This is a genomic window from Micromonospora sp. A200 (assembly GCF_029893845.1).
GTDB classification, from domain to species: Bacteria; Actinomycetota; Actinomycetes; order Mycobacteriales; family Micromonosporaceae; genus Micromonospora; species Micromonospora purpureochromogenes.
This window is the reverse complement of record NZ_JARXXY010000029.1, coordinates 1-25,684: the sequence shown is the minus strand read 5'-3', so window position 1 is coordinate 25,684 and position 25,684 is coordinate 1. Positions and strand designations below refer to the sequence as shown.

General features: G+C 72.0%; 25 protein-coding genes. 17 read left to right on the top strand and 8 right to left on the bottom strand.

Annotated features, from left to right (window positions below; translation table 11 throughout):
- The first annotated feature begins 127 nt into the window (after positions 1-127).
- The 11 genes from M2302_RS24535 to pdxY all read left to right on the top strand — a co-directional run bounded on the left by M2302_RS24535 (position 128) and on the right by pdxY (position 9,686).
- Positions 128-898 (top strand): SDR family oxidoreductase, encoded by a 771-nt coding sequence (locus M2302_RS24535; RefSeq protein WP_280840204.1) that lies wholly within the window; start codon positions 128-130, stop codon positions 896-898.
- On the top strand, positions 898-1,680 hold the full coding sequence (locus M2302_RS24530) for an SDR family oxidoreductase (RefSeq protein WP_280840203.1): 783 nt from the start codon (positions 898-900) through the stop codon (positions 1,678-1,680). Before M2302_RS24535 ends, M2302_RS24530 begins: the two co-directional genes overlap by 1 nt.
- Positions 1,677-2,660, top strand: coding sequence for an NADPH:quinone oxidoreductase family protein (locus M2302_RS24525; RefSeq protein WP_280840202.1), 984 nt, complete (start codon positions 1,677-1,679; stop codon positions 2,658-2,660). Before M2302_RS24530 ends, M2302_RS24525 begins: the two co-directional genes overlap by 4 nt.
- Positions 2,657-3,370 carry an HAD family phosphatase gene (locus tag M2302_RS24520; protein ID WP_280840201.1) on the top strand — a complete coding sequence of 238 codons (714 nt, stop codon included), beginning with the start codon at positions 2,657-2,659 and terminating at the stop codon, positions 3,368-3,370. The genes M2302_RS24525 and M2302_RS24520 overlap by 4 nt, the downstream gene beginning before the upstream one ends.
- Positions 3,367-4,122: a 3-oxoacyl-ACP reductase FabG gene (gene fabG, locus M2302_RS24515; RefSeq protein ID WP_280840200.1), complete on the top strand. Its 756-nt coding sequence runs from the start codon at positions 3,367-3,369 to the stop codon at positions 4,120-4,122. Before M2302_RS24520 ends, fabG begins: the two co-directional genes overlap by 4 nt.
- A gap of 17 nt (positions 4,123-4,139) precedes the next feature.
- Positions 4,140-4,592, top strand: coding sequence for a MaoC family dehydratase (locus M2302_RS24510; protein WP_280840199.1), 453 nt, complete (start codon positions 4,140-4,142; stop codon positions 4,590-4,592).
- A complete protein-coding gene (locus M2302_RS24505; RefSeq protein WP_280840198.1) occupies positions 4,589-5,617 on the top strand; it encodes a phosphotransferase family protein in 1,029 nt (342 codons plus the stop codon). Before M2302_RS24510 ends, M2302_RS24505 begins: the two co-directional genes overlap by 4 nt.
- Positions 5,617-6,849: an acyl-CoA dehydrogenase family protein gene (locus M2302_RS24500; RefSeq protein ID WP_280840197.1), complete on the top strand. Its 1,233-nt coding sequence runs from the start codon at positions 5,617-5,619 to the stop codon at positions 6,847-6,849. Before M2302_RS24505 ends, M2302_RS24500 begins: the two co-directional genes overlap by 1 nt.
- Before the next feature lie 169 nt (positions 6,850-7,018).
- Entirely contained in the window at positions 7,019-8,296 is a 1,278-nt protein-coding gene (locus tag M2302_RS24495; protein WP_280840196.1) for a multidrug effflux MFS transporter, read from the top strand.
- 119 nt (positions 8,297-8,415) lie between these two features.
- Positions 8,416-8,706, top strand: coding sequence for a GNAT family N-acetyltransferase (locus M2302_RS24490; RefSeq protein ID WP_280840195.1), 291 nt, complete (start codon positions 8,416-8,418; stop codon positions 8,704-8,706).
- Between the two features lie 128 nt (positions 8,707-8,834).
- Positions 8,835-9,686, top strand: a complete 852-nt coding sequence (gene pdxY, locus M2302_RS24485; protein ID WP_280840194.1) for a pyridoxal kinase PdxY — start codon at positions 8,835-8,837, stop codon at positions 9,684-9,686.
- A gap of 48 nt (positions 9,687-9,734) precedes the next feature.
- Here the strand turns inward: pdxY and M2302_RS24480 are convergent, their stop codons facing one another.
- A complete protein-coding gene (locus M2302_RS24480; RefSeq protein WP_280840193.1) occupies positions 9,735-10,394 on the bottom strand; it encodes a TOPRIM nucleotidyl transferase/hydrolase domain-containing protein in 660 nt (219 codons plus the stop codon).
- A 183-nt stretch (positions 10,395-10,577) separates the two neighbouring features.
- Here M2302_RS24480 and M2302_RS24475 point away from each other — a divergent pair, with 183 nt between their 5' ends.
- The 4 genes from M2302_RS24475 to M2302_RS24460 all read left to right on the top strand — a co-directional run bounded on the left by M2302_RS24475 (position 10,578) and on the right by M2302_RS24460 (position 15,396).
- The gene (locus tag M2302_RS24475) at positions 10,578-12,206 is read left to right on the top strand and encodes a family 10 glycosylhydrolase (RefSeq protein WP_280840192.1); all 1,629 of its coding nucleotides are present in this window, start codon (positions 10,578-10,580) and stop codon (positions 12,204-12,206) included.
- A gap of 188 nt (positions 12,207-12,394) precedes the next feature.
- The gene (locus tag M2302_RS24470) at positions 12,395-13,723 is read left to right on the top strand and encodes a SpoIIE family protein phosphatase (protein ID WP_280840191.1); all 1,329 of its coding nucleotides are present in this window, start codon (positions 12,395-12,397) and stop codon (positions 13,721-13,723) included.
- Between the two features lie 117 nt (positions 13,724-13,840).
- The gene (locus tag M2302_RS24465; RefSeq protein WP_280840190.1) at positions 13,841-14,782 is read left to right on the top strand and encodes a sensor histidine kinase; all 942 of its coding nucleotides are present in this window, start codon (positions 13,841-13,843) and stop codon (positions 14,780-14,782) included.
- A gap of 143 nt (positions 14,783-14,925) precedes the next feature.
- Positions 14,926-15,396: a phage holin family protein gene (locus tag M2302_RS24460; RefSeq protein ID WP_280840189.1), complete on the top strand. Its 471-nt coding sequence runs from the start codon at positions 14,926-14,928 to the stop codon at positions 15,394-15,396.
- A gap of 88 nt (positions 15,397-15,484) precedes the next feature.
- Here the strand turns inward: M2302_RS24460 and M2302_RS24455 are convergent, their stop codons facing one another.
- The 4 genes from M2302_RS24455 to M2302_RS24440 form a co-directional block, all read right to left on the bottom strand.
- Positions 15,485-16,828 carry a glycoside hydrolase family 18 protein gene (locus M2302_RS24455; RefSeq protein WP_280840188.1) on the bottom strand — a complete coding sequence of 448 codons (1,344 nt, stop codon included), beginning with the start codon at positions 16,826-16,828 and terminating at the stop codon, positions 15,485-15,487.
- Between the two features lie 240 nt (positions 16,829-17,068).
- Entirely contained in the window at positions 17,069-18,442 is a 1,374-nt protein-coding gene (locus tag M2302_RS24450) for a permease prefix domain 1-containing protein (RefSeq protein WP_280840187.1), read from the bottom strand.
- A gap of 11 nt (positions 18,443-18,453) precedes the next feature.
- On the bottom strand, positions 18,454-18,813 hold the full coding sequence (locus tag M2302_RS24445) for a PadR family transcriptional regulator (protein WP_280840186.1): 360 nt from the start codon (positions 18,811-18,813) through the stop codon (positions 18,454-18,456).
- 121 nt (positions 18,814-18,934) lie between these two features.
- Entirely contained in the window at positions 18,935-19,486 is a 552-nt protein-coding gene (locus tag M2302_RS24440) for a DUF5872 domain-containing protein (protein ID WP_280840185.1), read from the bottom strand.
- Between the two features lie 231 nt (positions 19,487-19,717).
- On the opposite strand from M2302_RS24440, the gene M2302_RS24435 reads away from it, so the two are divergent.
- The gene (locus M2302_RS24435) at positions 19,718-20,908 is read left to right on the top strand and encodes an MFS transporter (protein ID WP_280840184.1); all 1,191 of its coding nucleotides are present in this window, start codon (positions 19,718-19,720) and stop codon (positions 20,906-20,908) included.
- A 23-nt stretch (positions 20,909-20,931) separates the two neighbouring features.
- Here the strand turns inward: M2302_RS24435 and M2302_RS24430 are convergent, their stop codons facing one another.
- The 3 genes from M2302_RS24430 to M2302_RS24420 form a co-directional block, all read right to left on the bottom strand.
- On the bottom strand, positions 20,932-21,696 hold the full coding sequence (locus M2302_RS24430; protein ID WP_280840183.1) for a DUF1223 domain-containing protein: 765 nt from the start codon (positions 21,694-21,696) through the stop codon (positions 20,932-20,934).
- A 269-nt stretch (positions 21,697-21,965) separates the two neighbouring features.
- The gene (locus M2302_RS24425) at positions 21,966-24,107 is read right to left on the bottom strand and encodes a glycosyltransferase family 4 protein (RefSeq protein ID WP_280840182.1); all 2,142 of its coding nucleotides are present in this window, start codon (positions 24,105-24,107) and stop codon (positions 21,966-21,968) included.
- A 31-nt stretch (positions 24,108-24,138) separates the two neighbouring features.
- Positions 24,139-24,603 (bottom strand): MarR family winged helix-turn-helix transcriptional regulator, encoded by a 465-nt coding sequence (locus M2302_RS24420; protein WP_280840181.1) that lies wholly within the window; start codon positions 24,601-24,603, stop codon positions 24,139-24,141.
- 137 nt (positions 24,604-24,740) lie between these two features.
- Here M2302_RS24420 and M2302_RS24415 point away from each other — a divergent pair, with 137 nt between their 5' ends.
- A complete protein-coding gene (locus M2302_RS24415; protein WP_280840180.1) occupies positions 24,741-25,301 on the top strand; it encodes an NAD(P)H-dependent oxidoreductase in 561 nt (186 codons plus the stop codon).
- The last annotated feature ends 383 nt before the right edge of the window (positions 25,302-25,684 follow it).

Sequence of the window (25,684 nt, the reverse complement as noted above, 5' to 3'; positions counted from 1 at the left end):
CAACGCCCCGGTGGACCGGCCGGATGTCGACCACCGGGCCGGACCTGTTGACGGCAGCCGCCGCGGCGTCGCACACTTCATCGAGCCTAACGTAAGCAAGCGCTTAGTAACCCTGAAGGGGAGGCCCGTGTCCCAAGCTGCAGCGACGTCCACGAGATTCACCGGACGAACGGCGATCGTGACCGGTGCCAGCCGAGGCATCGGCCTGGCCATCGCCGAGCGGCTGGTGGCCGAAGGCGCCAAGGTCGTCATCACCGCCCGCAAGCAGGAGGCGCTCGACCAGGCCGTCGCCCAGCTGGGCCCGGAGCACGCGCTCGGCATCGCCGGCCACGCCGACGACGCCGACCACCAGGCCGAGGTCGTCACACGCGCGATCGACACCTTCGGCAGCGTCGATCTGCTGGTCAACAACACCGGCATCAACCCGACGTACGGCCCGATGGTCGAGCTGGACCTGGCCGCGGCCCGCAAGATCTTCGAGGTGAACTGCCTGGCCGCCCTGTCCTCGGTGCAGCAGGCCCATCGGCGCTGGATGAAGGAGCACGGCGGCGCCGTGGTCAACGTCGCCTCGGTCGCCGGCCTCCGGCCCGCGCCCGGCATCGGCTTCTACGGGGCCAGCAAGGCGATGCTCATCCACCTCACCCAGGAACTCGCCGTCGAGCTCGGCCCGGACATCCGGGTGAACGCGGTCGCCCCCGCCGTGGTGAAGACGAAGTTCGCCACCGCCCTGTACGAGGGCCGGGAGGAGCAGGTGGCCGCGGCGTACCCGCTCAAGCGGCTCGGCGTCCCCGACGACATCGGAAGCGTCGTCGCGTTCCTGCTCTCCGCGGACGCCGCCTGGATGACCGGCCAGCTGCTGGTGGTCGACGGCGGCGTCACCCTGACCGGGGGTGTGTGATGCCGGTACGGAACAAGGGCGTCGTCGTCACCGGCGCCGGCCAGGGCATCGGCCGCGCGCTGGCCACCCGACTCGCCGCCGAGGGCGCCCGGGTCGTCGTCAACGACCTCGACGCCGAGGCGGCCGTCCGGGTGGCAGGGGAGATAGGTGGGTACCCGGCTCCCGGCGACGCCGCCACCGAGCAGGGGGTCGCCGCGCTGGTCGAGGCGGCCCGAGGCCACCTGGGCAGCATCGACGTCTGGGTCGGGAACGCCGGAATCGACCGGGGCACCGGGCTGCTGGCCACCGAGGAGGACTGGGCGGCCAGCCACGAGGTGAACGTCCTGGCCCACGTACGGGCCGCGCGACTGCTGGTCCCCGGCTGGGTCGAGCGCGGCTCGGGTCGGTTCGTGGTGACCGCGTCGGCGGCCGGGCTGCTCACGATGATCGGGAGTCCGACGTATTCGGTCAGCAAGCACGCCTGCGTGGCGTTCGCCGAGTGGCTGTCGTTGACCTACCGGCACCGTGGCGTCGTGGTGCAGGCGATCTGCCCGCAGGGGGTGCGGACCCGGATGCTCGACAACGCCCGGCCGTTGCAGGAGTTGCTCAGCCACGATGCGGCGCTCACCCCCGAGGACGTCGCCGAGGCGACGTGGCAGGCCCTCCACGACGACCGGTTCCTCGTCCTGCCGCATCCCCAGGTGGCCACCTACTACGCACACCGCGCCACCGACACCGACCGCTGGCTCAACGGGATGAACAAGCTCCAGCGACGACTCGAGGACCAGGGGGCAGCCCGATGAAGGCATGGCGGGTCGTCGACCTCGGTGAGCCCCGCGACGTCCTGCGGCTCGTCGACGTGGCCGAGCCGGAGCCGGGCCCCGGGCAGCTCGTGGTGCGGGTGCTGGCCGCTCCGGCCAACTTCCCGGACGTCCTGATGTGCCGGGGCGAGTACCAGGTCAAGCCGGAGCTTCCGTTCACCCCGGGGGTCGAGCTGTGTGGCGAGGTCGTCGCGCTCGGCGAAGGTGTCGACGGGTTCGCCGTCGGCGACCGGGTGCTCGGCGGCGCGACGTTGCCGTACGGGGGGTTCGCGGAGTTCGCGCTGCTGGCTGCGGCGGCCACGTTCCCCGCGCCCGCGCAGCTCGACGACGCCGAGGCGGCCGCGCTCTACATCGGGTACCAGACGGGCTGGTTCGGCCTGCACCGGCGGGCCGGGCTGCGCGCGGGCGAGACGCTGCTGGTGCACGCCGCGGCCGGCGGCGTCGGCAGCGCCGCCGTCCAGCTGGGCAAGGCGGCCGGCGCCCGGGTGATCGGCGTCGTGGGCGGTCCGGAGAAGGCGGCGGTGGCCCGGGCGCTCGGCGCCGACGTGGTCGTGGACCGCCGGGAAGAGGACTTCGTCGAGGTGGTCAAGGCCGAGACCGGTGGTCGGGGCGCCGACGTCGTCTACGACCCGGTCGGCGGCGACACCTACCAGCGTTCGACCAAGTGCGTCGCCTTCGAGGGCCGGATCCTCGTGGTCGGCTTCGCCGGCGGCCAGATCCAGTCCGCCGCGCTCAACCATGCCCTGGTGAAGAACTACTCGATCGTCGGCCTGCACTGGGGTCTGTACCACCGCTACGACCCGGCGGCCGTCGCCGAATGCCATCGGGCCCTCACCGCGTTGGCCGCCCAGGGCGCGGTACGACCCCTGGTCAGCCAACGCCTCGCGCTCGACGAGGTGGCCGACGGGGTGCAGGAGCTCGCCGACGGCGTCACCGTCGGCCGGGTGGTGTACGTCTCGTGAGCACCGCCAACCAGGTTGACGCCGTGGTCTTCGACTACGGCGGGGTGCTCACCGGACCGGTCCGGGACTCGATCGCCGCGTGGCTGCACGCCGACGGCATCGACCCGGCCTCGTTCTCGCGCACGCTCAAGGCCTGGCTGTCCCGCGCCGCCCCGGACGGCACCCCCGTCCACCGGCTGGAGACCGGGGCGCTGAGCGTCGACGAGTTCGACGCGCTGCTCGCCGCCGAACTCACCACGCTCGACGGGCGTGCGGTCGATCCGGTCGGCGTCCTGGCCCGGCTCTTCGCCGGGATGCGCCCCGACCCGGCGATGTTCGACCTGGCCCGGCAGTTGCGCGACGCCGGCGTGCGCGTCGGCCTGCTCTCCAACAGTTGGGGCAACACGTACCCGCGCGAGCTGATCGACGGGCTCTTCGATCCCGTCGTCATCTCCGGCGAGGTCGGCCTGCGCAAGCCGCTCGCCCCGATCTACGCGTTCACCCTGGAGCGGCTCGGGCTGCCGGCCGACCGGGTGCTCTTCGTCGACGACGCCGAACCGAACGTGCTCGGCGCCCGCGCGGTCGGCCTGCGGGCGCTGCTGCACACCGACGCCGACAGCACGCGGGCCGCGATCGCCGAGCTGCTTCCCGCCTGCCGCAACGGCCTCCCACGGCCGCGGCCCGGAGCCGACCTGCCCCATCCCGCCCGCACCGAGGAGTTGACCCCATGACCGTCACCCGCACCGCAGTCGTCACCGGAGCGGCCCGTGGCATCGGCGCCGCCGTCGCCAAGCGCCTTGCCCAGGACGGCTTCGCCGTCGCCGTCGTCGACCTGGACGAGGCGGCGGGCAAGCCGGTCGTCGAGGAGATCCAGGCCGGCGGCGGGCGAGCCCTGGCCGTCGGCGCCAACGTCGCCGACGAGCAGGCGGTGCAGGCCGCCGTGGACCGGATCGCCGAGGAACTGGGCGGGCCGACCGTGCTGGTCAACAACGCCGGCATCACCCGCGACAACCTGCTGTTCAAGATGACCGCCGACGACTGGGACGCCGTCCTGAACGTGCACCTGCGTGGCTCGTTCCTGATGAGCCGTGCCGTGCAGGGCTACATGACCAAGGCCGGTTGGGGGCGGATCGTCAACCTGTCCAGCACCTCGGCCCTGGGCAACCGGGGTCAGGCCAACTACGCGGCCGCCAAGGCCGGCCTGCAGGGCTTCACCAAGACGCTCGCCCTGGAACTCGGGAAGTTCGGGGTCACGGCGAACGCGATCGCCCCCGGCTTCATCGAGACCGAGATGACCGCCGCCACCGCGGAGCGGGTCGGCATGGCCTTCGAGGACTTCAAGAACGCCGCCGCGGCGCAGATCCCCGTCGCCCGCACCGGCACGCCGGAGGACATCGCGCACGCCGTGTCGTTCTTCGCCAGCGAGGGGGCCGGTTTCGTGTCCGGCCAGGTGCTGTACGTCGCCGGCGGGCCGAAGGCCTGACCGGGAAAGGAGAGATGATGAAGGTCTTCCACGGCATCAATGAGCTGGAGCAGGCGGTCGGCACCCACCTCGGCTACTCCGACTGGCACACCGTCACGCAGCAGCAGATCGACGCCTTCGCCGAGGCGACGGGTGACCGCCAGTGGATCCACGTCGACCCCGCGAAGGCGGCGCACGGCCCGTTCGGCAGCACCATCGCGCACGGATACCTGACCTTGTCGCTGGTGCCGATGCTGGTCTGGCAGGTGTACAAGGTGGAAGGGCTCAGCATGGGCGTGAACTACGGCGCCAACAAGCTCCGCTTCCCCTCCCCGGTCCCCGTCGACTCCCAGGTGCGGGCCGGAGTGGAGCTGCTGTCGTTGCTGCCCGGCGGCGGTGGCTACCAGCTCACGGCGAAGGTGACCGTCGAGCTGGCCGGCGCCGAGAAGCCGGCGTGCGTGGTCGAGACCGTCAGCATCCTGGTGCCGTGACCGCCGACGAGCGGCCCGACCCGCCGGGCCTCGACCTGGCCCGACTCGCCGACTGGTTCGCCGCCGCGGTTCCCGAGGCGGCCGGGCAGCTCACCGCCCGGCTGGTCGCCGGCGGCAAGTCCAACCTCACCTACGAGGTCGGTGACGGGCGGCGGACCTGGATCGTCCGGCGGCCGCCGTTGGGGCACGTGCTGGCCACGGCGCACGACATGAGCCGGGAGTACCGGGTCATGTCGGCGCTGTGGACGACCGACGTGCCGGTGCCGAAGACGTACGCGCTCTGTTCCGACGCCGACGTGCTGGGCGCCCCGTTCTACGTGATGGAGCGGGTCGACGGCACGGCGTACCGGCACGCGGCCGAGCTCGAGCGGCTCGGTGCGGAACGTACCCGGGTCATCTCGACCCGGCTGGTCGACACCCTGGCCGCGCTGCACGCGGTCGACCCGGTGGCCGTGGGGCTGGCCGACTTCGGCCGGGCGGACGGCTTCCTGGCTCGGCAGGTGAGTCGCTGGAAGAAGCAGCTCGACGCGTCGTACTGCCGGGACCTGCCGGCCGCCGACGAGCTGCACGCCCGCCTGGCGTCCGGCGTACCGAGCGAGTCGACGCCGGGCATCGTGCACGGCGACTACCGCCTCGACAACGTCCTCACCGACGATCGCGACCGCCTCGCGGCCGTCATCGACTGGGAGATGGCCACCCTCGGCGACCCGCTCACCGACCTGGCGCTGCTGGTGCTCTACCAGCGCCTCGGGCGGCTCGTCGGAGTGGCCGTCGCCGACGCCTCGTCCGCGCCCGGCTTCCTGACCGAGGACGAGATCCTCGACCGGTACGCGGCGAGCAGCACCCGCCCCCTCCCGCCCCTCGGCTTCCACCTCGGGCTGGCGGCCTTCAAGCTGGCCGCGATCCTCGAGGGCATCCACTACCGGCACCTGCGCGGCCAGACCGTCGGCTCCGGCTTCGAGCGCCTCGGCGAGGTCACCGAGCTGCTGCTCGACGCGGGCCTGACCTACCTCAAGGAGCACTGATGGACTTCGCCCTGGACCCGAGGACCGAGGGGCTGCGGGACAACCTCCTGGACTTCATGGACAGCCACGTCTACCCGGCGGAGCACGCCTTCCACGAGCAGCTCGGGCAGCTCGGCAACCGCTGGGCCTGGGACGCGGTGCCGGTGCTCGCGGAGCTGCGGGCCGCCGCGCGGAAGCGCGGGCTGTGGAACCTCTTCCTGCCGGGTACGCACGGAGCCGGCCTGACCAACCTGCAGTACGCCCCGCTGGCGGAGATCACCGGGCGTAGCCACCTGGCGCCCGCCGCCCTGAACTGCGCCGCCCCGGACACCGGCAACATGGAGGTGCTGGCGATGTTCGGCACCGAGCAGCAGCGCAAGCAGTGGTTGGAGCCGCTGCTGGACGGTCGGATCCGATCGTCGTTCGCCATGACCGAGCCGGACGTGGCGTCCTCGGACGCCACGAACATCTCGACCCGGATCGAGCGGTCCGGTGACCAGTACGTGATCAACGGCCGCAAGTGGTGGATCACCGGCGCGATGAACCCGAACGCCCGGATCCTCATCGTCATGGGCAAGACCGACCCGGACGCCGAGCGGCACCGGCAGCAGTCCATGGTGCTGGTCCCACGGGACACCCCGGGCCTGGTGATCAAGCGGGGCATGGAGGTGTTCGGGTACGACGACCACGACCACGGCGGGCACGCCGAGCTGGAGTTCCACGACGTACGCGTGCCGGTGGAGAACCTGATCGGCGGCGAAGGCGACGGCTTCGCGATCGCGCAGGCCCGGCTCGGCCCCGGGCGCATCCACCACTGCATGCGCTCCATCGGCGTCGCCGAGCAGGCCGTCGAGCTGATGTGCGCCCGCGCCGAGCAGCGGACCGCGTTCGGCCGGCCGCTGGCCGAGCAGGGGGTGATCCGCGACTGGATCGCCGAGTCCCGGGTGCGGATCGAGCAGCTGCGACTGCTGGTGCTCAAGACGGCCTGGCTGATGGACACCGTCGGCAACAAGGGCGCGCACACCGAGATCCAGGCCATCAAGATCGCCACCCCCGAGACCGTCCTGTGGATCCTGGACAAGGCGATCCAGGTGCACGGCGCCGCCGGCCTCTCCCAGGACTTCCCGCTGGCGGGCGCCTACGCCCGCATCCGCACCCTGCGCTTCGCCGACGGACCCGACGAGGTGCACAAGAACGCCCTGGCCCGCCACGAACTGCGGCGCCAGGCGGCGAGGCGGGCCAACCTGGCCTGACCCACCGGAATCCGCTGCCGGATCGCCGGTTGACCGCCGTCGCCCGGCTGTGACCTGCGTTACCTGTTCGGCGATGGGGAATCAGATCACCGGATCCGGATTTGGATTCAGGTGTGACTCCTGCCCCGCACCCCGCCCGGCTCCGTGACGGCCGATCGGAGACGACCCGATGACCGTCGACGCCCCGAAGCGGCGGGCGGTCCCGCTGACACCGGGCGACCTGATGACCCCTCGACAACGCCTGCGGCTCGTCCTGGTGCTCGGGTCGCTGATCGCGGTGGGTCCGCTGACCATCGACATGTACCTGCCCGCGCTGCCCGCGATCGTCGCCGATTTCCGGACGACGCCGGCGGCGGTCCAACTGACGCTCACCGGCACGCTGGCGGGCCTCGCCGTCGGCCAGTTGCTGATCGGCCCGCTGTCCGACGCCGTCGGCCGACGCGCGCCGCTGATCGCCGGCATCGCGCTGCACGTCGTGGCGTCGATGCTCTGCGTCGTCGCACCGAACGTCGCGGTTCTCGGTGCCTTGCGGGTGGTGCAGGGCCTCGGCGTCGCGGCTGCCTCGGTCGTCGCGATGGCCGTGGTGCGGGACCTGTTCGACGGCGCGGCCTTCGCCAAGCTGCTCTCCCGGCTGCTGCTGGTCATGGGGGCGGCGCCGATCCTCGCGCCGACCCTCGGTGGCGGGTTGCTGCGCTGGACCGACTGGCGTGGCGTGTTCGTGGCCCTGGCCGCCTTCGGTGTGCTGCTGGTCGTGGTCGCCGCGCTCGGCCTGCGTGAGACGCTGCCGGCCGAGCGTCGTCGGCGCGGCGGGGTGGCCGCGACGCTCACCGTGTACGGCGGGCTGCTGCGGGACCGGACGTTCGTGGGTCTGGTGCTGGTCGCCGGGCTGGCCATGGCGGCGTTGTTCGCCTACGTCGCCGGCTCCTCGTTCGTCCTGCAACAGCAGTACGGGCTGGACGAGCAGCAGTTCGGGCTGGCCTTCGGCGCGGGCGCGGTCGGACTGATCGCGGCGACCCAGTTCAACGTACGGCTGCTGCGCCGCCACTCGCCGCAGCGGATCCTCGTCGTCGCCCTCGGCGTGGGAACCGTGGCCGGACTGGCGCTGCTCGCCTTCGCCGCGACCGGCCTCGGCGGGTTGCCGAGCCTGCTCGTGTCGTTGTGGGTGGTGCTCGCGGCGGCCGGCCTGGCGATGCCGAACGCGCCGGCCCTGGCCCTGTCCCGGCACGGGGAAGCGGCCGGTACCGCCTCCGCCCTGCTCGGCGCCGTGCAGTTCGGCGTCGGCGCGTTGGCCGCGCCCCTGGTGGGCGTGCTGGGCACCGGCGCGGTGGCCATGGCTCTCGTCGTCGCCGGTGGCATGGTGGCGGCGATGGCGGTGCTGCTCGTCGTCGTGCGGCCGGCCCGGCTCGCCGGCCTGGCGCCGGAAGCGGTGGTCGTGGCAGCGCACTGACGCCCCGGTGAGCCAGCACCGACGACCCGGTTCGTCCGGGCCGTGGTGCCCGGGAGCGTTGCCGGCCTCACACCCGGTTCCGCAGGCAGCCGTGCTTCGATGGTGGAGTGGAGTTCACCGTGAATGACGCGCCGGAGCGGGAGCGGTTCGAGGCGCGGGACGAGTCGGGTGCGCTGGCCGGCGTGGTCACCTACCAGTTGACCGGCACCATCATCGCCTACACGCACACCGAGGTCGATCCGCAGTTCGAGGGCAGGGGCCTCGGATCGACCCTCGCTCGCGCGGTGATGGACGACGCGCGGGCCAGGGGCCGGACGGTGGTGCCGATCTGCCCGTTCCTCGACAAGTGGCTGGGCAAGCACCCCGAGTACGACGACATCGTGGTGCGATCCACTCGTAAGGTCCGATAGCCGGCGCCCGACAGGGCTGCGCGCCGGCCAACAGGGCGTCGCTGAGCCGGTCCGTCCGGTGAGTGGGTCACCCGACAGAACCGGCGGGCCGTACGGGCGGTGCCGGCGCCAAGCGCCATGATGAGCCGGTGAAGATCCTCTCCATCCAGTCCTCGGTCGCCTACGGCCACGTCGGCAACTCCGCGGCCGCCTTCCCGCTGCAGCGGCTCGGGCACGAGGTGTGGCCGGTGGTGACGGTCCACTTCTCCAACCACACCGGGTACGGCGCGTGGCGCGGGCCGCTGCTGGCGCCGGCCGACGTGGCCGAGGTGGTCGCGGGTATCGGCGACCGCGGGGTCCTCGGCACCGCCGACGCGGTGCTGTCGGGCTACCAGGGTGACCCGGCGATGGGCGCGGTGATCCTCGACGCGGTCGACAAGGTCAAGGCCGCCAACCCGGACGCGGTGTACTGCTGCGATCCGGTGATGGGCGACGCCGGCCGCGGGATGTTCGTCCGGCCGGGCATTCCGGAGTACCTGCGGGACACCGTCGTCCCGCGCGCGGACATCATCACCCCGAACCATTTCGAGCTGGACTTCCTCGCCGGCCGGGCGACCAACTCGCTGGCGGAGCTGTTGGACGCGGTCGACGTGGTACGCGAGACGGGACCGCGGCACGTCCTGGTCACCAGCGTCCTCCACGGCGACGTGCCGGTGGGGTCGCTGGAGGTGGTGGCCGTCTCCGACGAGGGCGCCTGGGCGGTGACCACCCCGCTGCTGCCGATCAGCCCCAACGGCGGCGGCGACGTCACCGCGGCGCTGTACCTCGCGCACCTGTGGACGACGGGTTCGCCCGCCACGGCGTTGGAACGCACCATCGCCTCCGTCTTCGCCGTACTGGAGGCGACCCTCGCGGCCGGGACCCGGGAGATCCAGCTGATCGCGGCCCAGGACGCGATCGCCGCGCCACCCGCCAGGTTCGCCGCCCGGCGGCTGCGCTGAGGTACGTCCCTCGGGGGCGTCCACCGCGCAGGCGGGCCGGATCGGGGGTCAGGAGGGGGACCCGAGTAGGTGATCCAGCGGCCGGGGTACCTGGTTCGGGTCGAGGGCGTCGACGAGCGCGCGGGCGTACCGGGATTTTCGACCGCTGGTCGTACCCATGAAGCGGCGCAGTTGCCGCTCGATCGCGCGTCCCCGCTGCGCGGGCTGGTTCTGGAAGACCCGGAAGCGGGCCAGATCCTGTTCGGCCGCCAGGACCCGCTCGACCCCGGCCGTGCCCAGCGCGCGGATCAGCTCGTCCTCCAGGTCGGCGACGCACACGTAGAAGCCCAACGCCTCCATTCCGGGGCGGGTCAGGTCGCTACCGAGGCCGGCCTGCTCCAACCCGCGCCGGAAGTAGCCCTCTTCGGCCTCGTCGCAGAGCCCCCGGATGGTCACGGCGAGCCCCTGCGCGCCGAAGAGTCGCAGGAAGCGACCGACGCTCATCGCGCCGCCGATCGGCAGGACGCACACGCCCTCGCCGGCCAGGTCCCGGTTGCGCCGGACGGCCAGCGCCTCCACCGCGCTCCGGTCGCTGACCCCTTCGACGAGGACGACCGTTGCCAGGCCGTCCTCGGCCAGTTCGCGGGCCACCGCGGCCGCCGCCACGGCGTCCGTGCCGCCGGCTGCCCACGTGCGGACGGCGGCGCGGAAACGGTCCGGCTCTCGCACAGAGCAGAGTCTCGCAACGGCCGGTCCCGGACCGCCACCGGAATTGTGGTCGGGTAGCAGCGTGGCGAGGTGACGCCGGAAACCTCCGGGACGACTTCCCGGTGGACCCACCGGCCTTAGCTGACCGTTAAGTAACCCTCCACCCGGTTCACCCCGCAGGGCAGCACTGGGCAGACTGGGGCAATGCCCGCCGCCGATCCGCCCGCTCACCGCCGTCGTACCCGCGCACTCATCGCCGTCGTCGCCGCGCTCGCCCTGGCGGTCGCGGTCGGCGCCTGGTCCGTGCGAGAGCGGGTCGTCGACGACGATCGCGGCGCCGTGGCCGCCCTCGGCCCGGCGCCCGCCGCTCCCAGCTGCGCCGACCGGGCGGCGCGGGCGCCGCGCGAGTTGCGCGGCATGTGGATCACGACGGTGAACAACATCGACTGGCCGAGCCGGCGCGGGTTGCCGGCCGAGGCGGCGCGGGCGGAGTTCCGGGGCTGGCTCGACCTGGCCGTGCGGCGCAACCACAACGCCGTCTTCGTGCACGTGCGGCCCAGCGGGGACGCCCTCTGGCCGTCGAAGTACGCGCCCTGGTCGGAGTGGCTGACCGGACGCCGCGACGGCCGCGACCCGGGCTGGGACCCGATGGAGTTCATGGTCAGCGAGGCGCACGCCCGCAACCTGGAGTTCCACGCCTGGTTCAACCCGTACCGGGGCGGGCAGCCGGCCACCGTCGGTGGGCCGGGCCCCCGGCTGGACCAGCTGGCGCCGACGCACCCGCTGCGGCGGCACCCCGACTGGGTGGTGACCTATCCCAGCGCCGACCGGCCGGGCAGTCGCCTCTACTTCAACCCCGGCATCCCGGAGGCGCGCACGTTCGTCGAGGACTCGATGCTGGAGGCGGTCCAGCGCTACGACGTCGACGGCGTGCACTTCGACGACTTCTTCTACCCGTACCCGGAGGCCGGGCAGGACTTCCCGGACGACGCGGCGTTCGCCCGGTACGGCCGGCGGTTCGCGGACAAGCACGCCTGGCGCAGGGACAACGTGAACACGCTGGTCCGCGAGATGAGCGAGCGGATCAAGGCGATCAAGCCGTGGGTCAAGTTCGGCATCAGCCCGTTCGGTATCTGGCGCAACAAGCGCACCGACCCGGCCGGCTCACCGACCGCCGGTCTGCAGAGCTACGACGACATCTACGCCGACACCCGGCTCTGGGTCCGACAGCAGTGGCTCGACTACGTGGTGCCGCAGCTCTACTGGCACATCGGGTTCGACCGGGCCGACTACGCCAAGCTGCTGCCGTGGTGGGCGGCCACGGTGCAGGGCACCCGGGTGCAGCTCTACATCGGCCAGGCCGACTACCGGGTGGGGGAGCGCGGCGCCTGGCGCGACCCGGCCGAGCTGGACCGCCAGCTCGCCCTCAACCGCCGGCACGGGGTGAGCGGAAGCGTGCACTTCAGCGCCCGCCAGGTGCGCGCCGACAAGCTCGGCGCGGTCAGCCGCTACAGCGCAGCGCACTACGCAGGCCCGGCGCTGGTGCCCGCGATGGCGCAGCTACCGGCGGCGGCGCCCGCCGTACCCGCGATCACCGGCGCGCGGCGCGACGCCGGCGGGGTGGCGCTGACCTGGCGCGGAGACGGTGCCGCGAGCTTCGCCGTCTACCGGGTGGACGGCGACGCGGCCCGGCTCGTCGGCACCGCCCGGGGGACCGGCTGGGTCGACCGCACCGCCCCCGCGGACCGCTCGCTCTCCTACTGCGTGTCCGGCCTGGATCGCAGCGGGAACGAGGGCCGACTCAGCGCGCCGGTCTCCGTCGATGTGCGGTAGGGGACGTTCTGCTCGGTGCGGCGGCGGAGCCGGCCAATCAGCCCGCACCACCTGCCGGGGGTGGACGAGCGCCGGTCACCCCGATGACCGATTCGTCGGGCTGAGCCACCCCGAGATCAGCAGGATGACATTGCCGGTGGCGCTCCTGAGGGGCTGCTCCGGGCCCGGCAAGGACTAGGCTTCTGCCCGTGATTGGCGTGCAGGGTGGCGGGAGCGACGAGCGGCTGCGCCGGATCGAGGCGATCACCGACGCGGCGCTGTCCAAGCTTGACGTCGACGATCTTCTCGACGAACTCCTCGACCGGGTCGGAGAGGTGTTGCGGGTCGACACCGCCGCCATTCTGCTGCTGGACGTGCACGCCCGGCAGTTCGTGGCCACCGCGGAGAGAGGGTTGGCGGACGAGGTCCGGCCGGGCTCGCGGATCTCCGTCGGCCGCGGGTTCGCCGGCCGGATCGCCCGGGACAAGCAGCCCGTCGTGCTGGACGAGGTCACGGCCGCGGACGACCCAGCGCTGTTCGACAGAGGGGTCTGCTCCCTGTTGGGTGTGCCCATGCTCGCCGGCGGCGAGGTGATCGGCGTGCTGCACGTCGGCTGCCTCCAGCCGCACCGATTCACCGACGACGACGTGCAGGTGCTCCAACTCGCCGCCGATCGGGCGAGCCTGGCCAGCCGGAGCCGGGCCAGCAGCATCGACCGCACCGCCGCCCTCGCCCTGCAACGCAGCCTGCTGCCCACCCACCTGCCCGATGCGCCCGGCGTGGACATGGCCGCCCGCTACGTGCCCGGCCACGACGCCGGCGTGGGCGGCGACTGGTACGACGTGTTCACCCTCCCGTCCGGCTGGCTCGGCGTCGTCATCGGGGACGTGTCGGGACACGGGCTGCGCTCGGCGGTCGTGATGGGGCGCCTGCGCAGCGCGCTGCGCGCGTACGCCCTGATCTGCGACGATCCGGCGAGCGCGCTGACGCTGCTGGACCGCAAGATCCACCATTTCGAGGCCGGGAACCTCGCCACGGTCCTGTACGCGATGATCTCCCCGGACCGCACCACCATCCGGATGTCCCTCGCCGGGCACCTGCAACCCGTGCTGGCCGCACCGGGACAGTCGGCCGATACGCTGAACCTTCCAGTCGATCTTCCACTGGGCGTGCGCCCGGATCGACCGGCCCGCCGATACACCGAGGTCGCGTTCCCTGCCGAGGCGGTGCTGGTCTGCTACACCGACGGGCTCGTCGAACGCCGCGGCGAAGTCATCGACACCGGCATCGAACGGCTCTGCGCGGCCTTCGAACCAGGTGCCGCCGAAGCGGTCTGTGCCCGCATCATGACCACGCTCGCCGGCGAACAGCCGACCGACGACATCGCCCTGCTCGCCATCCAGGCAACCGGCAGGTCCCGCCCGGGCCCGGGCGTCGACCGTCAACGCCGGGCCGCCGCCGGCGGGACTCGTCCGCTCCGGCAGCGGCGACAGCCAGGGCCGGGCCCGCAGCGGCAGCCAGGGCCGGGTCGGGTCTGACCGGCCGTTACGTCGCGCCGCCCGTACACTTTCAGCTGACCGGTGCCAACCAGGTATCCGGACTGACGCTGCGGTGGCCCGACGAGGCGGCTGGACCACGCACTCGGAGGCTGCCGCATGAGCATCTCGGTCGCCACCAGGACCGACAGTTTCGTCCACCCCGCCCTCTTCTACGGCGACCGCGAGGAGTACCTGGCCGGCACGGTGCCGTTCATCCACGCCGGCCTCGCCGCCGACGAGCCGGTCATGGTGGCGGTACCGGGGGACAACCTCCACCAGATCCGTACCGCGCTCGGCGTCGACGCGGACCGGGTGCAGTTGCACGACATGAGCGAGGCCGGGCGCAACCCGGGGCGGATCATTCCCGGCGTCCTGCTCGCCTTCGCCGCCGCGCATCCGGGCAAGCGGGTACGCATCATCGGCGAACCCATCTGGGCCGGCCGTAGTGCTGTCGAATACCCGGCCTGCGCCCAGCACGAGGCCCTGATCAACGCGGCGTTCGCCGGCCGGCCGGCCACCATCCTCTGTCCCTACGACACCAGTCGCCTGGACCGGAGCTGGCTCGACGACGCCTGCCGCACCCACCCGGTCCTGCAGAAGGACGGTGCGGAGTGGGCGAGCCCGTACTACGCGGACCCGGTCGCGGTGGCCGCCGGGTTCAACCTGCCGCTGCCGGATCCGCCTGCCCGGGCGACCACCATCGCCATCGACGTGCACGCTCTCCCGGCCATCCGCCGGTTCGTGACCGCGCACGCCGTCGCCGCCGGGCTGCACCCGGACCGCGTCTCCGACCTGACCCTGGCGGTCAACGAACTGGCGGCGAACACGGTCAGACACACCACCGGGGGCGGTACCCTCGCGGTCTGGACCGACAGTACGCGCCTGATCTGCCAGCTCACCGACACCGGGCACATCACGAATCCGCTCGCCGGCCGGCTTCCCGTGCCGCCACGGCAGCCGGGCAGCCGAGGACTCGTCCTGGTCAACCAGCTCTGCGATCTCGTGCGCGTCCACACCAGGCCCGGTGCCACCACGATCCGCCTGCACATGCACCGCTGAGCCGGATGACCGCTTCCGGGCACAGCTCGACTCCCGCAGCCACCTTCTCACCTTTGTCCCCGCTTCCGCCCACGGCGTCGGGACAGGTATGGCGGTGACGTTCATGGGTAAGCGGCTGCCCCCAACGGAGGAGGAGCGGACCCATGAGTGACGCGGCAGCGGGACGGTCCGGCGGAATCGGACGGGCGGCCGGTCCGACCGACCGCTTGGCTTCCGAGGTGGCGGAGGTGGTGCGGGCGGAGGTCCGCGAGGTACGCACGCACCTGCTGAGGGCGGTTCGTCCGGCGGGGGTCGGCCTGGCGCTGCTCGCGACCGCCGCCGGGTGCGTGGTCCTGGGAGCCGGGGCTGCCTCGGCGACCGCGCTGCGCCTGCTGGAGACCTTCCTGCCCCGCAAGCTGGCCACCGCGGGACTCACCGGGGGCTACTTCGTCGCCGCCGTCGTGCTGGGTCGGGCCGGCCTGACGCAGCTGCGGGCGGCCGGCAGTGGCCCGGCCTGGCTGGCGGACGAGATGGAGGACGCCGTCTCCGCCACCGCGAGTCAGGTGGTGCCGGCCGGTGCCGCCGCCGTTCGCGAAGAATTCGACCGGTGGGCGTCCGACCGGCCGGGCCACTGACGTCACCTCCCCGTCTCCGCCGCCGGCAGCACCAGCCGTCCCGGGGGATTGCCGCTGGTAGGAGCGCTACGACCGCCGCGGTGCGCGGCTACGGCGTCGCAAGCCCGAGGCCGATCGTCTTGGTCAACGTCGCGTTGTCGTCGTCGCCGTCCAACGACCAGACCATCGCTCCGGCCAGGCCGGCCCGCCGGATGTACAGCGTCTTCTGCAACACCACCGCCGGATCGTCGTACGTCCAGAAGGTCGTGCCGTCGAACAACCAGGCATGCCCGGCACGAAGGTCGCGGTGGACGGTGAAGCCGTTGCCGGCCAGGGTCTTGAGCCGCCGGTAGTCCTCGTACCCGGCCTCGAAGGTGGCCGGCGCGGGCCCGGTCGCGGGCTGGAAGAGACCGTTGCCGCTCCCGCTGACGCCGGTCCAGCCACGGCCGTAGTACGGGATGCCCAGGACCAGCTTCTCGCGCGGCGCACCGCGGGCGAGCCAGCCGTCGATCGCCACCTCGGCGGAGAAGTCCGGGTTGTCCGGCGCTCCGGACGGTACGCGCAGCGCCGACTGCTGGTTGGTCACCGGGTCCCACGCGCCGTGGAAGTCGTACCCCTGCACCGTGGCGAAGTCCAGGTATCGGAAGATCTCGCGACCCTCGTATCCGGCGTCCATGGCCGCCTGGTTGGCCGGCAGGAAGGCGGTCAGCGGGTGGTGCCTGCGGGTCGTCCGGCCGTAGGCGTCGAGTTGCCGGCGGAACTCGGCGACCAGCTTCGTGAAGTTCTGCCGGTCCTCCGGGCGGACCACGTTGCCCGGTTCACCCGGCCAGTTCGGCCACTCCCAGTCGAGGTCGATGCCGTCGAAGACGCCGGCGGCGGCACCCGGGCCGCCACTGCCACCGTCGAGGACCGGAAGGTTGCCCTTGAGGTAGAGGTCGATGCAGGAGGCCACGAACGCCTTGCGGGAGGCGTCGGTGCGGGCGGCGTTCGAGAAGTACGTCGACCAGCTCCAGCCGCCCAGCGAGATCATCACCTGCAGGCCGGGGTGCTTGGCCTTGAGCTTGGCCAGCTGGCCGAAGTTGCCGTTGAGCGGTTCGCCCCAGGCATCGGCGACGCCGTCGACGCTCTCCTCCGCCGGGACGGGACGCTGGTAGTCGGCCCAGGCGTCACCCTCGCCCGGCCCGCCGTCCACGAAGCAGCGCCCGTCCTCACTGACGTTGCCGAAGGCGTAGTTGACGTGGGTGAGGCGGCTTGCCGCCCCGGAGGTGTCGAGCTTCTTCACCGGGAAGGCCCGGCCGTAGATGCCCCACTGGGTGAAGTAGCCGACCCGGTGGTATCCGGCACGGCGGTTCCTGCTGTCGTCCGCGCCGGCGGCCGCCGGCGGGGCGGCGGTGACCAGCATGGTCGCCAGGGCGACGACGGCGGTGAGGCGGCGGTGACGGAACGGTCGCATCGGCACTCCCACGACGGTGGAGAGAATTAGTAAAGAGACCTTTTTGATTGATGAACCTAAGCGGACCGGCATTCCGGGGTCAAGAGGGTCGACGGGGGCAGATGTTGCCTTCAGCTCGACAGCGGCGGCGGAGGTGGAGTAGCGGCGGACCGCCGTCGTTCCGCGTCTGCGGCACGCTCGGCTGAGACGCTCAACCCCGTCCGGGTACCCGGACGGGGTTGAGCGGGATCGGATCCGGGATCAGGCGAAGTCGAACAGGAGCGGGAAGGCGAGGACGACTGTCCAGGCCCAGACCGCGTACACGATCACGTAACGGGTCTGCCACTGTTCCAGGCGGGCGAAGGGCATGCGGCCACGGACGAAGCCGAGGAACAGCCAGGCCGACCAGGCCAGGTTGGTGAGCAGGATGACGTTCTCGCCCAGGGCCGCGGTCTTGTTCGGACTGAAGCCCCATTCGGTGATCCGGCCGGTGATCGCCAGCAGCACCAGGGCGTCGATGGCCAGGGCGCTGACGACGAGCGCGAGCTGCAGGCGGTCGAAGAGACCGGCCCGGGCCGTGAGGTCACGGGCGGAGATGGCGTACAACAGCAGGCCCAGCACGACGACCAGCAGCAGGTCGAAGAGGATGAGCGCGTCCCGCTCGACGTCGATGCCGTTGCTGGTCCAGACGATGGCGACCAGGAAGGCCAGCAGGGCGGCCGCGAACAGCGGCGTGAAGACTCGGGTCAGCACCGGCGCCATGTTCTCGATGACGCTCTGCTTGGCTTCCACCAGCCAGGCCGCCACGATGACCGCGGCGGTGGCGCCGCACGGCATCAGCCACGATTGAATGAATCCCTCGGCGTCGAGGCCGATGGCGTTGAAGGTGCCCGCCGTGAAGGCGGCGAGCACGCCGCCACCCAGTCCGATGAGGGCGAAGTAGATCAGCCATTCCCCGGTGAACCGGATGAAGTCCATCCGCCGCCGGTCCGAACGCCAGTCGCCACCCGCGTAGGCGACGCCGACCACCAGCCACAGCGCGAGCGGCAGGTGGATCGCCGTCAGCACCAGGGTCTGCGAGTCGTCCGCCAGCGGGTACGCGTTCGCGGCGACCGCGCCGAGCACGAACAGCGCCGCGAGCACCCCGATGACGCGCGGGCCGACCCGGCGTTGCCAGGCGAAGTAGGCGGCCAGCGCCGGTAGCGCGAACAGGCTGACGTTGCGCGCGTAGAAGGCGCCGTGGTCGCCCGAGGCCAGGTCGAGGCCGAACAGGGCCGGCACCTTGATCGAGAGCGCCGCGACGGCCGCGCAGAGCACCATGACGGGCAGTTCCCGCCGGGTACGGGCGGCGGCGGGGGTGTCCGGCTCCCCGGGCAGTACGAGCTGCTTCCACAGCCGCTCGGAATGCTCGCGGGCGAACTCCCGCGACAGCTCGTCGAGGCTGCCCATCCGCTTGACCGCGATGAGGAAGGCCTCGTCGGCACGCAGGCCCGCCTCGGTCAGCTCGGTGATCCGGCTGCGCAGGTGGTCTTCCAGCTCCTCGGCATCGGTGTGGTGCAGCTCCCGGCGGCGGTGCGTGTAGGCCCGCCACTCGGCGATCTGGCCCTCCAGATCGTTGTCACTGTTGACGCTCATCGTCCCGCCTCTCAGGCCGGTGCCGTGATCGGCGTGATGGACTGGGTGGCGTTCCAGACGCCCCGCAGGGCGTCGACGACGGCGGCCCACTGGCGGCGCTGCTCGGCGAGCTCGGCCCGACCCTGGTCGGTGATGCGGTAGTACTTGCGGCGGCGGCCCCCGGGTGGGGTCTCCCAGGCCGACTCGACGTGCCCCAACCGCTCCAGCCGGTGCAGCAGCGGGTAGAGCAGACCGTCGGTCCACTCCAGCTGCCCGCCCGACAACTCGTTGACCTGCTTGAGGATCGCGTAGCCGTAGCTGTCGCCCTCGGCGAGGATCCCCAGCACGAGCGGGGTCGCCGAGGCCGCGACGAGATCCTTGGTGATGTGCATGTGACCACCTAACCCTAGAACTGCAATGCATAGTAGTTCTAGGTATGGTGGCCGCGCAACGGATCCCGGGCTGGCTCTCGCCGTACGCGATATCCCGGATGTGGTGCGGCGCCGCCCGGAGTCAGCGGCGCTTGAGTTCCGACTGCAGCCGTTGGACGAGCGTCTTGCGGTTCTTGCCGGCGCGTTCCTGCTTCAGCGCCGCCTTGAGCTCGTCGGTGTCGAGACCACGGACCAGCCCGGCCGCCTCGGCGACCGTCACCTCCGACAGCCGGTCGACCGACGTGGCCTCCTTGCGCGCGCGTTTGGCGGGCGCGGTGTTGGCGACGAACTGCCGGCCGGACCTGGACGCCTCGCGCTTCTTGGCGTCCGTTGCGCGCTGCTCGTCCTCCGAGAGTCGTTCCCAGGCATGCTTGGGCAGGTAACGCTTGGTCTCGCCGCCCTTGCGGGCCCGGGTGGCGCCGTTCCTGGTCTGCCAGTCCTCGGCGCCCCACCGCTGCAGAGACTTCTGCCGCTCATCCTTCGGGCCCTGATAGCCGCCGCCCCGCTTCTGGTACTCCTTGGTGAGCAGCTGCGACTTGCGCGCCGACCACTGCCCCGGCCTGCCGCCCTTGTCGGAAGCCTGCAGCTCTTCCTTGATCTGGTTCCTCAGCTCGGGCTTCGTGTACCTGGCCATACGCAGCATTTTCCCGAGGCGACCGGGCCTATGCGCCCCGCCGCGGCCACCCCCGGCTGACCGGGATCGGCCGCCTTGTCCAACGCCGCGCGGAAGTCGCGCGAAGAGATGCGCCATTCACGTCGCGTGCGACGTGGCGCAAGGGGTACTCCGCTGCGGCCTTTCAGCGGGAGAGCGTCCGGATCGACCGCGCCGGACCGCCGCTCGCAGCTCACCTGAGGAGCACGTCTGATGCAGAACGCCGGACAGGGGCGGCTCTCGCCGGGTGTCGCCCTGTTTCTGCTCGCCTCGATCCTGGTGTCGTTCCTGGCCGCCTCGGCGGCCCCGACCCCCCTGTACGGGATCTACCAGGAGCGCTGGCACTTCTCGCCGATCACCACCACGGTGGTGTTCGCCGTCTACGCCCTCGCGGTGCTGGCGTCCCTGCTCACCTTCGGCAAGCTCTCCGACCACGTCGGGCGGCGGCCGGTCCTGCTGGTCGCGATCGCGATCCAGATGATCGCGCTGGTCATCTTCGTCTTCGCCGGCGGCGTACCCACGCTGGTGGCCGCCCGCGTCGTACAGGGGCTCGCGGCCGGCGCCGCCACCGGTGCCGTCGGGGCCGCCATGCTCGACATCAACCCCGCACGCGGCACGCTCGCGAACTCGATCGCCCCCGGGATCGGGACCGGGACCGGTGCCCTGCTCTCGGCGGTGCTCATCCAGTTCTTCCCCGCGCCGACCCGCCTGGTGTACGTCGTCCTGCTCGTCGTCCTGCTGATCCAGGGCGTCGGGGTGGTGCTGATGGGGGAGACGGTCACGCCGATGAGGGGAGCGCTGCAGAGTCTTCGACCGGAGATCACCCTGCCCCGCGCCGTACACGCGCCGGTACTCGTCGTCGCTCCGGTGGTCTTCTCCGTCTGGGCGCTGGCCGGCTTCTTCGGCGCGCTCGGTCCGGCGCTCACCCGCGCCCTCATGGAGAGCTCGATCGTGGCCGGCGGCCTGGTCGTCTTCGTCTTCGCCGTCTTCGGGACCGTCGCCATCCTGCTGCTGCGCAACGCCCCCGCGCGGACGGTGATGCTCACCGGAATCAGCGCTCTCATCCTGGGCATGATCATCACGCTGGTGTCGGTCACCACCGAATCCGTCGCCGGATTCTTCGTCGGGCTGGCGTTCGGGGGCGTCGGCTTCGGTGGCGGATTCCAGGGCAGCCTCAAGACGATCGTGCCGCTAGTAGAGGCGCACGAACGCGCCAGCGTGCTCTCCCTGCTCTACATCGTCTGCTACGTCGGCTTCGGCCTGCCCACCGTCATCGCCGGCTTCCTCGTGGTTCACGGCGGCCTGCTCCGGACAGCCAAGGAGTACGCCGTCGCCGTCATCCTGCTCGCCCTGGTGGCCCTGCTCGGGCTGCGCAAGGCCAACAGGCCGCCGGCCGGCCGATGACCCACGGCGGGGACATCACCGCCTCATCCGGGCGAGACCTCGACGGCCGTGGCGCCGACGATCGCCTTATTGCCGTGGTGCTGCACATAGCCGACCACCGAGGCATGTCCGGGATCGAGGTCCGGTGGCACCGCCAGTTCGACCCGGCCGCTCGGGGCGTCCAGGCCCACCGACGTGAAGGCGCGCACCACGTTGTCCTGCCGCAGCGTCCGCCCGGCGTTCTCGCCCCGGGGGACGTCGTTCTCCAGGCCGCGTTCCACGACCGCCACGTTCAACACCGCCCGCCCCGGTGGTCGCTCGGCCTGGTAGTCCACCACCACCCGGTGCCCGTCACCCCCGGCGGCGTCCTCGACCGAGAGCGCGAGCGGCGTGGTGGCTGCCTCCGTCAGGGCGGCGGCGATCGCGGTCGCCGCCCGTCGGCGGTCGGAGCCGACGAACTCGACGGTGCCGTTCACGATCATCTGCGGGGTGTACAACCCCCCGGAGCCGAAGGCGCGCGCGTACGCCCCCTGCCGCGTGGTGTACGCCCCGTCGGCGAACGGGTCGGGCCAGCCCAGGTCGTCCCAGTAGTCGACGTGGAATCCGAGGGCGTAGACGGGCTGTCCCTCCTGTCGGGCCTCGCGTTCGATCTCGGTCAGCAGTTCCTCCGCCGGGGGACAGCTGTTGCAGCCCTGGGAGGTGAACATCTCCACGACGGCGAAGCCGCCGCCGGCCGGCCCGAGGTCCCGCTCCTGTGGCGAGGACTGTGGCCGAGCACTGGTCGACCCGGTGCGCGATGGGTCCGTCATGGCGTGTCTCCTCCGTCGGTCCTGCTGGCGGCCCTGCGATTCCCGATCCGGCCGCGACCATGCCCGGTCGCCCGCCGCTCCACGGCAGGTTGGGCCGGCGGGCTCTGGCCGGGCCGGCTCGGGCTGGGATCGCCGATCACGACCTGTAGAGGGGGTGGGCGACGCCGCCTGTACACGATCTTGACTGATTCCAAAAACCGGCGACACTGCGCTCGTGGCCAAGACCCGGTGCGGCGCAGCCCTCCGGACCCGGGTCCGGCTCCTCGCGGTCAGGCTCGCGGTGCCGCCGGCTGCTCGTACGGCGACTCCTCGGGTGACCGGGGCGCCGGCGGCCTGGTGTCCGCCGCGTGCAGGACGCGGTTCAGCAGGGTGGCGGTCGCCGTGGACCAGGGCAGTTCCCTGGCCAGCCGGGCGCGAAGCTCGGCGATCCCGGGGAACTCCGCTTCCCGGTTGCGCAGTGCGCCGTCGATGGCGTTGCTCCAGTTCTCGACGTCGCGCTCGTCGTCACCCGTCGTCGGTACCACGATCCGGGCCGCCTCCTCCGGCCCGAGCCGCTCCTCCAGCAGCTCTCCCAGGCCGCTTTCGCTGCTCACCAGCACCGGCGTGCCGGCGAGGATGGCCTCCACCGCCACGAGGCCGAAGCCCTCGGCCCGGGAGGGCATGAGGAGCAGGCTGGCCGCCCGTAGGTCGGCGGCCAGCCGCTCCGCCCTGGTCGAGTACGGGCGCACCCGCACCGGCAGCGACGCGTCTGCGGCCCAGCCCCGCATCCGGTCCTCCAGAGTGGAGCACGTCTCCGGAGGAGCGCCGCGGACGAGGAGTTCGACCCGGGGAGTGCCGGCGCCACGCCGGCGGCGCGCCAGGTTGAAGGCGCGCGCCGCCAGGTCGAGCCCCTTCAGTCGGTCGTCCTCCGTCCGGCCGACGAGGAGCACCGTCCAGGGCCGGCCCTGTGGTGGCTGGCGGGGAGGTCCGACGCCGAGGTCGATGCCGGGATCGAAGCGGATCAACCGCGCCGGGTCGACGCCGCGAGCCTGGACGCGGGGGTGCTCGCCGAGGAACGGCAGGAGGTCGAGCTGGCGCTCAGCGCCGAGGCCGACCGCGCCGTGGCGGTCGGGCCGCGGATGTACTACTAGTTCCTGCGGGACCTGTACCCCGCGGTCCGCCTTGTGGCGCTCGATGTCGTCGGGAATGACGTGCAGGAAGTGCAGGCGCTTGGCGTGCGGGAAGTCGTCGCCCAGGTGGTGGGCGGCCGGGCCGGTCCACCGGCCGTGTCCGATGATCACGTCGGGAACGGTGCCCTTGGGAAGCGGCGGCCGGCGGGACAGCCGGTCGACGTCCGAGGCTCCGGGCGCCTCCGGCGCCTCGATCAGCGTGACGCCCGCCGAGGTGGCGTCCCGGCGCTCCTCGTCGGTGGCTCGCAACACCACGCACGTCACCCGGGCGTGCGCGGTCAGCGAGCCGCACAACTGCCGGTTGAAGGTGCTCAGGCCGCCGAGCGACGAGGACCACTCGGTGGCCAGTGCGAGGACGTGCGGCCGGCCGTCCCGGGTCGCCCCGGCACCGCCCGGCTGCTGCCGAGGCAGGACGGGGTCGCCGTACTGCGGCCGGATGGCGATGGTCGACAGGCCGCTGAGGGCGGGCGGCAGGATCGGAAACACCAACGAGGGCGGGGAGGTGAAGTCCAGGCGGCCGACGCTGGTGTCCCAACTGTGGAGCAACAGCGCGCGGATCCCGTCCGGAGCCGAGACGGCGACGTCGCTGCCGAGATAGGTCCGGACCAGTTCCGACGCGTCCGAGGTCCGGCCGAGTTGGAGGGCGACGAGGGCCGCGCACCAGGTGGAGGCCGACGACGTGGAGAAGCTCTTCTGGGCGGGGTAGTTGTCGACGGCCTCCTGGGCCCGCCCGGCGTCGCCGAGCGCGAGGTGGCACAGCGCCTCGTGCAGGGAGAAGTTGATGTATCTCGGGCTCAACCGCCGACCGTCGGCGAGAAGCGCGAGCGCCTGGTGCCAGCGCTGCCCGCGTTCCAGCAGGTACACCTGCGCCAACCGGTACTGGACCTCGAGTTCCGGTTTCTCCCGCAACCAGGCGACCACCTCCTCGAGCAGGTCGTCGGTGGGCGCGCCGGCCGCGTACTGGGCGGCCAGCGCGGCCAGTCGCTCGGTGTTGCCCCGGGCGCGGTCCACACCTTGGCGCAGCGCCGCGATGGCTTCCCGGGTACGCCGCCGTTCGTTGAGGTAACCGCCGAGTTGCTGGTACACCGAGAAGAGGCTCTTGGCCGGCGCGACGTGGGCGGTGGCCTCGCGGGCCACCGCGATCGCCGCCTCGGCGCCGTCCACCGCCCAGACGAGCTTGGCCCACAACACCCAGGGGTCGGCGTGATCCTGGGGGGAGCCGGTGGCGGCTCGGTGTGCCACCTCGGCCCGGGGATCGCGACGTCGAGGCGGCTCAGTCGGCCGTGCCGACGCGCTGGAACGCGCTGGCCAACCGGGCGAGGTCGAAGCCCTCGAAGTGGTCCAGGAACCGCCGCCGCACGGCGGCCAGGTGGCTCGGCCAGGACTCCTCCAGGCGGGCGAAGCCGGCATCGGTGAGGACGGCGTTCCAGCCCCGCGCGTCCTCCCCGCTCCGGACCCGCTCGACCAGGCCCTGGGTCTCCAGGCGGCTGATCGTGCGGCTCATCCCGCTCAGGGAGAGTTGGCAGGCGGCGGCGAGTTCGTTCATCCGCAATCGCCGGTCCGGCGCCTCGGAGAGGATCCGCAGGGCGTTGTACTCGGTGAAGGGCAACTGGTGTGCGCCGACCATGTCGGCGTCGATCGCCCGGGGCAGGACGTACATCAGCTGGCCCAGGGCGCGGACCAGCGCCTCCTCGTCAGGGCTGAGAGGTCGCAGAGGTGTGGCGGAGTTACCGGACATGCCACCCATTCTAGTTGCTTGACCAAACAATCGCCGGCCGCCGCTGTGACGGTTGGCACGGGCCTGATAATTGCTTGACCAAGCAAGCAGTGGCTAGCCTTCACGGTGCCAGTCAAGGACTTCTGAAAGGCACCGCCATGACCAGGATCGGAATCATTCTCGGTAGCACCCGCCCGGGGCGTAACGGAGAAGCCGTCGCCCGCTGGGTCCTCGAGGTCGCCAAGCAGCGCTCCGACGCGGAGTTCGAGCTCGTCGATCTGCTCGACCACCAGCTGCCGCACCTCGACGAGGCGTACCCGCCGGCGATGGGCCAGTACACCCAGCCGCACACGATCCGCTGGGCCAACACCATCGCGTCGTTCGACGGGTTCGTGATGGTCACCCCCGAGTACAACCACTCCACCTCGGGTGCCCTCAAGAACGCCATCGACTTCCTCTACGCCGAGTGGAACAACAAGGCCGTCGGCTTCGTCAGCTACGGCTCCGCCGGCGGCACCCGGGCCGTGGAGCACCTCCGCCTGATCGCCGGCGAGCTCCAGATGGCCGACGTGCGCGCGCAGGTGGCGCTGTCGCTCTTCACCGACTTCGAGAACTTCAGCGTCTTCAAGCCGACCCAGTTCCAGCAGGACGCGCTCACCACCACGCTGGACCAGGTCGTGTCCTGGAGCACCGCGCTCGCCCCGCTGCGTACCCGCTGACCGCGTCGGCACCCTGATCCGGCGATCGCCGCGGGGTCTGCCGCGCGGCAACCTGTCGAGACCGACGGGTCCCGCCGGTCCGCCTCCCCTCGAGGTCGGATCGGCGGGATCAGGTCGTCCCTCGCCGGCGACTCCCGAGGAGAAGGCCGCGGAGCCGGACGCCGGTCCGGGCGGCCGCCGGTGCGCCCCGCGCCGGAGAACGAGCGCCCGCCGCACCGACTTCTGCCGCGAACCCGGCGAGCTAGTGCCGTGTCCACAAACGTTGGCCGGGTGGGGTCGGGTTGGGAAAATGTCGTAGGGGTGGTGTTGGCTTCGGTTTATGCCTCGCCGTCGGGATCCCGCCGCCGAGCGGGTCGTGCACCGCACCGCGCGTGTCGCTGTGC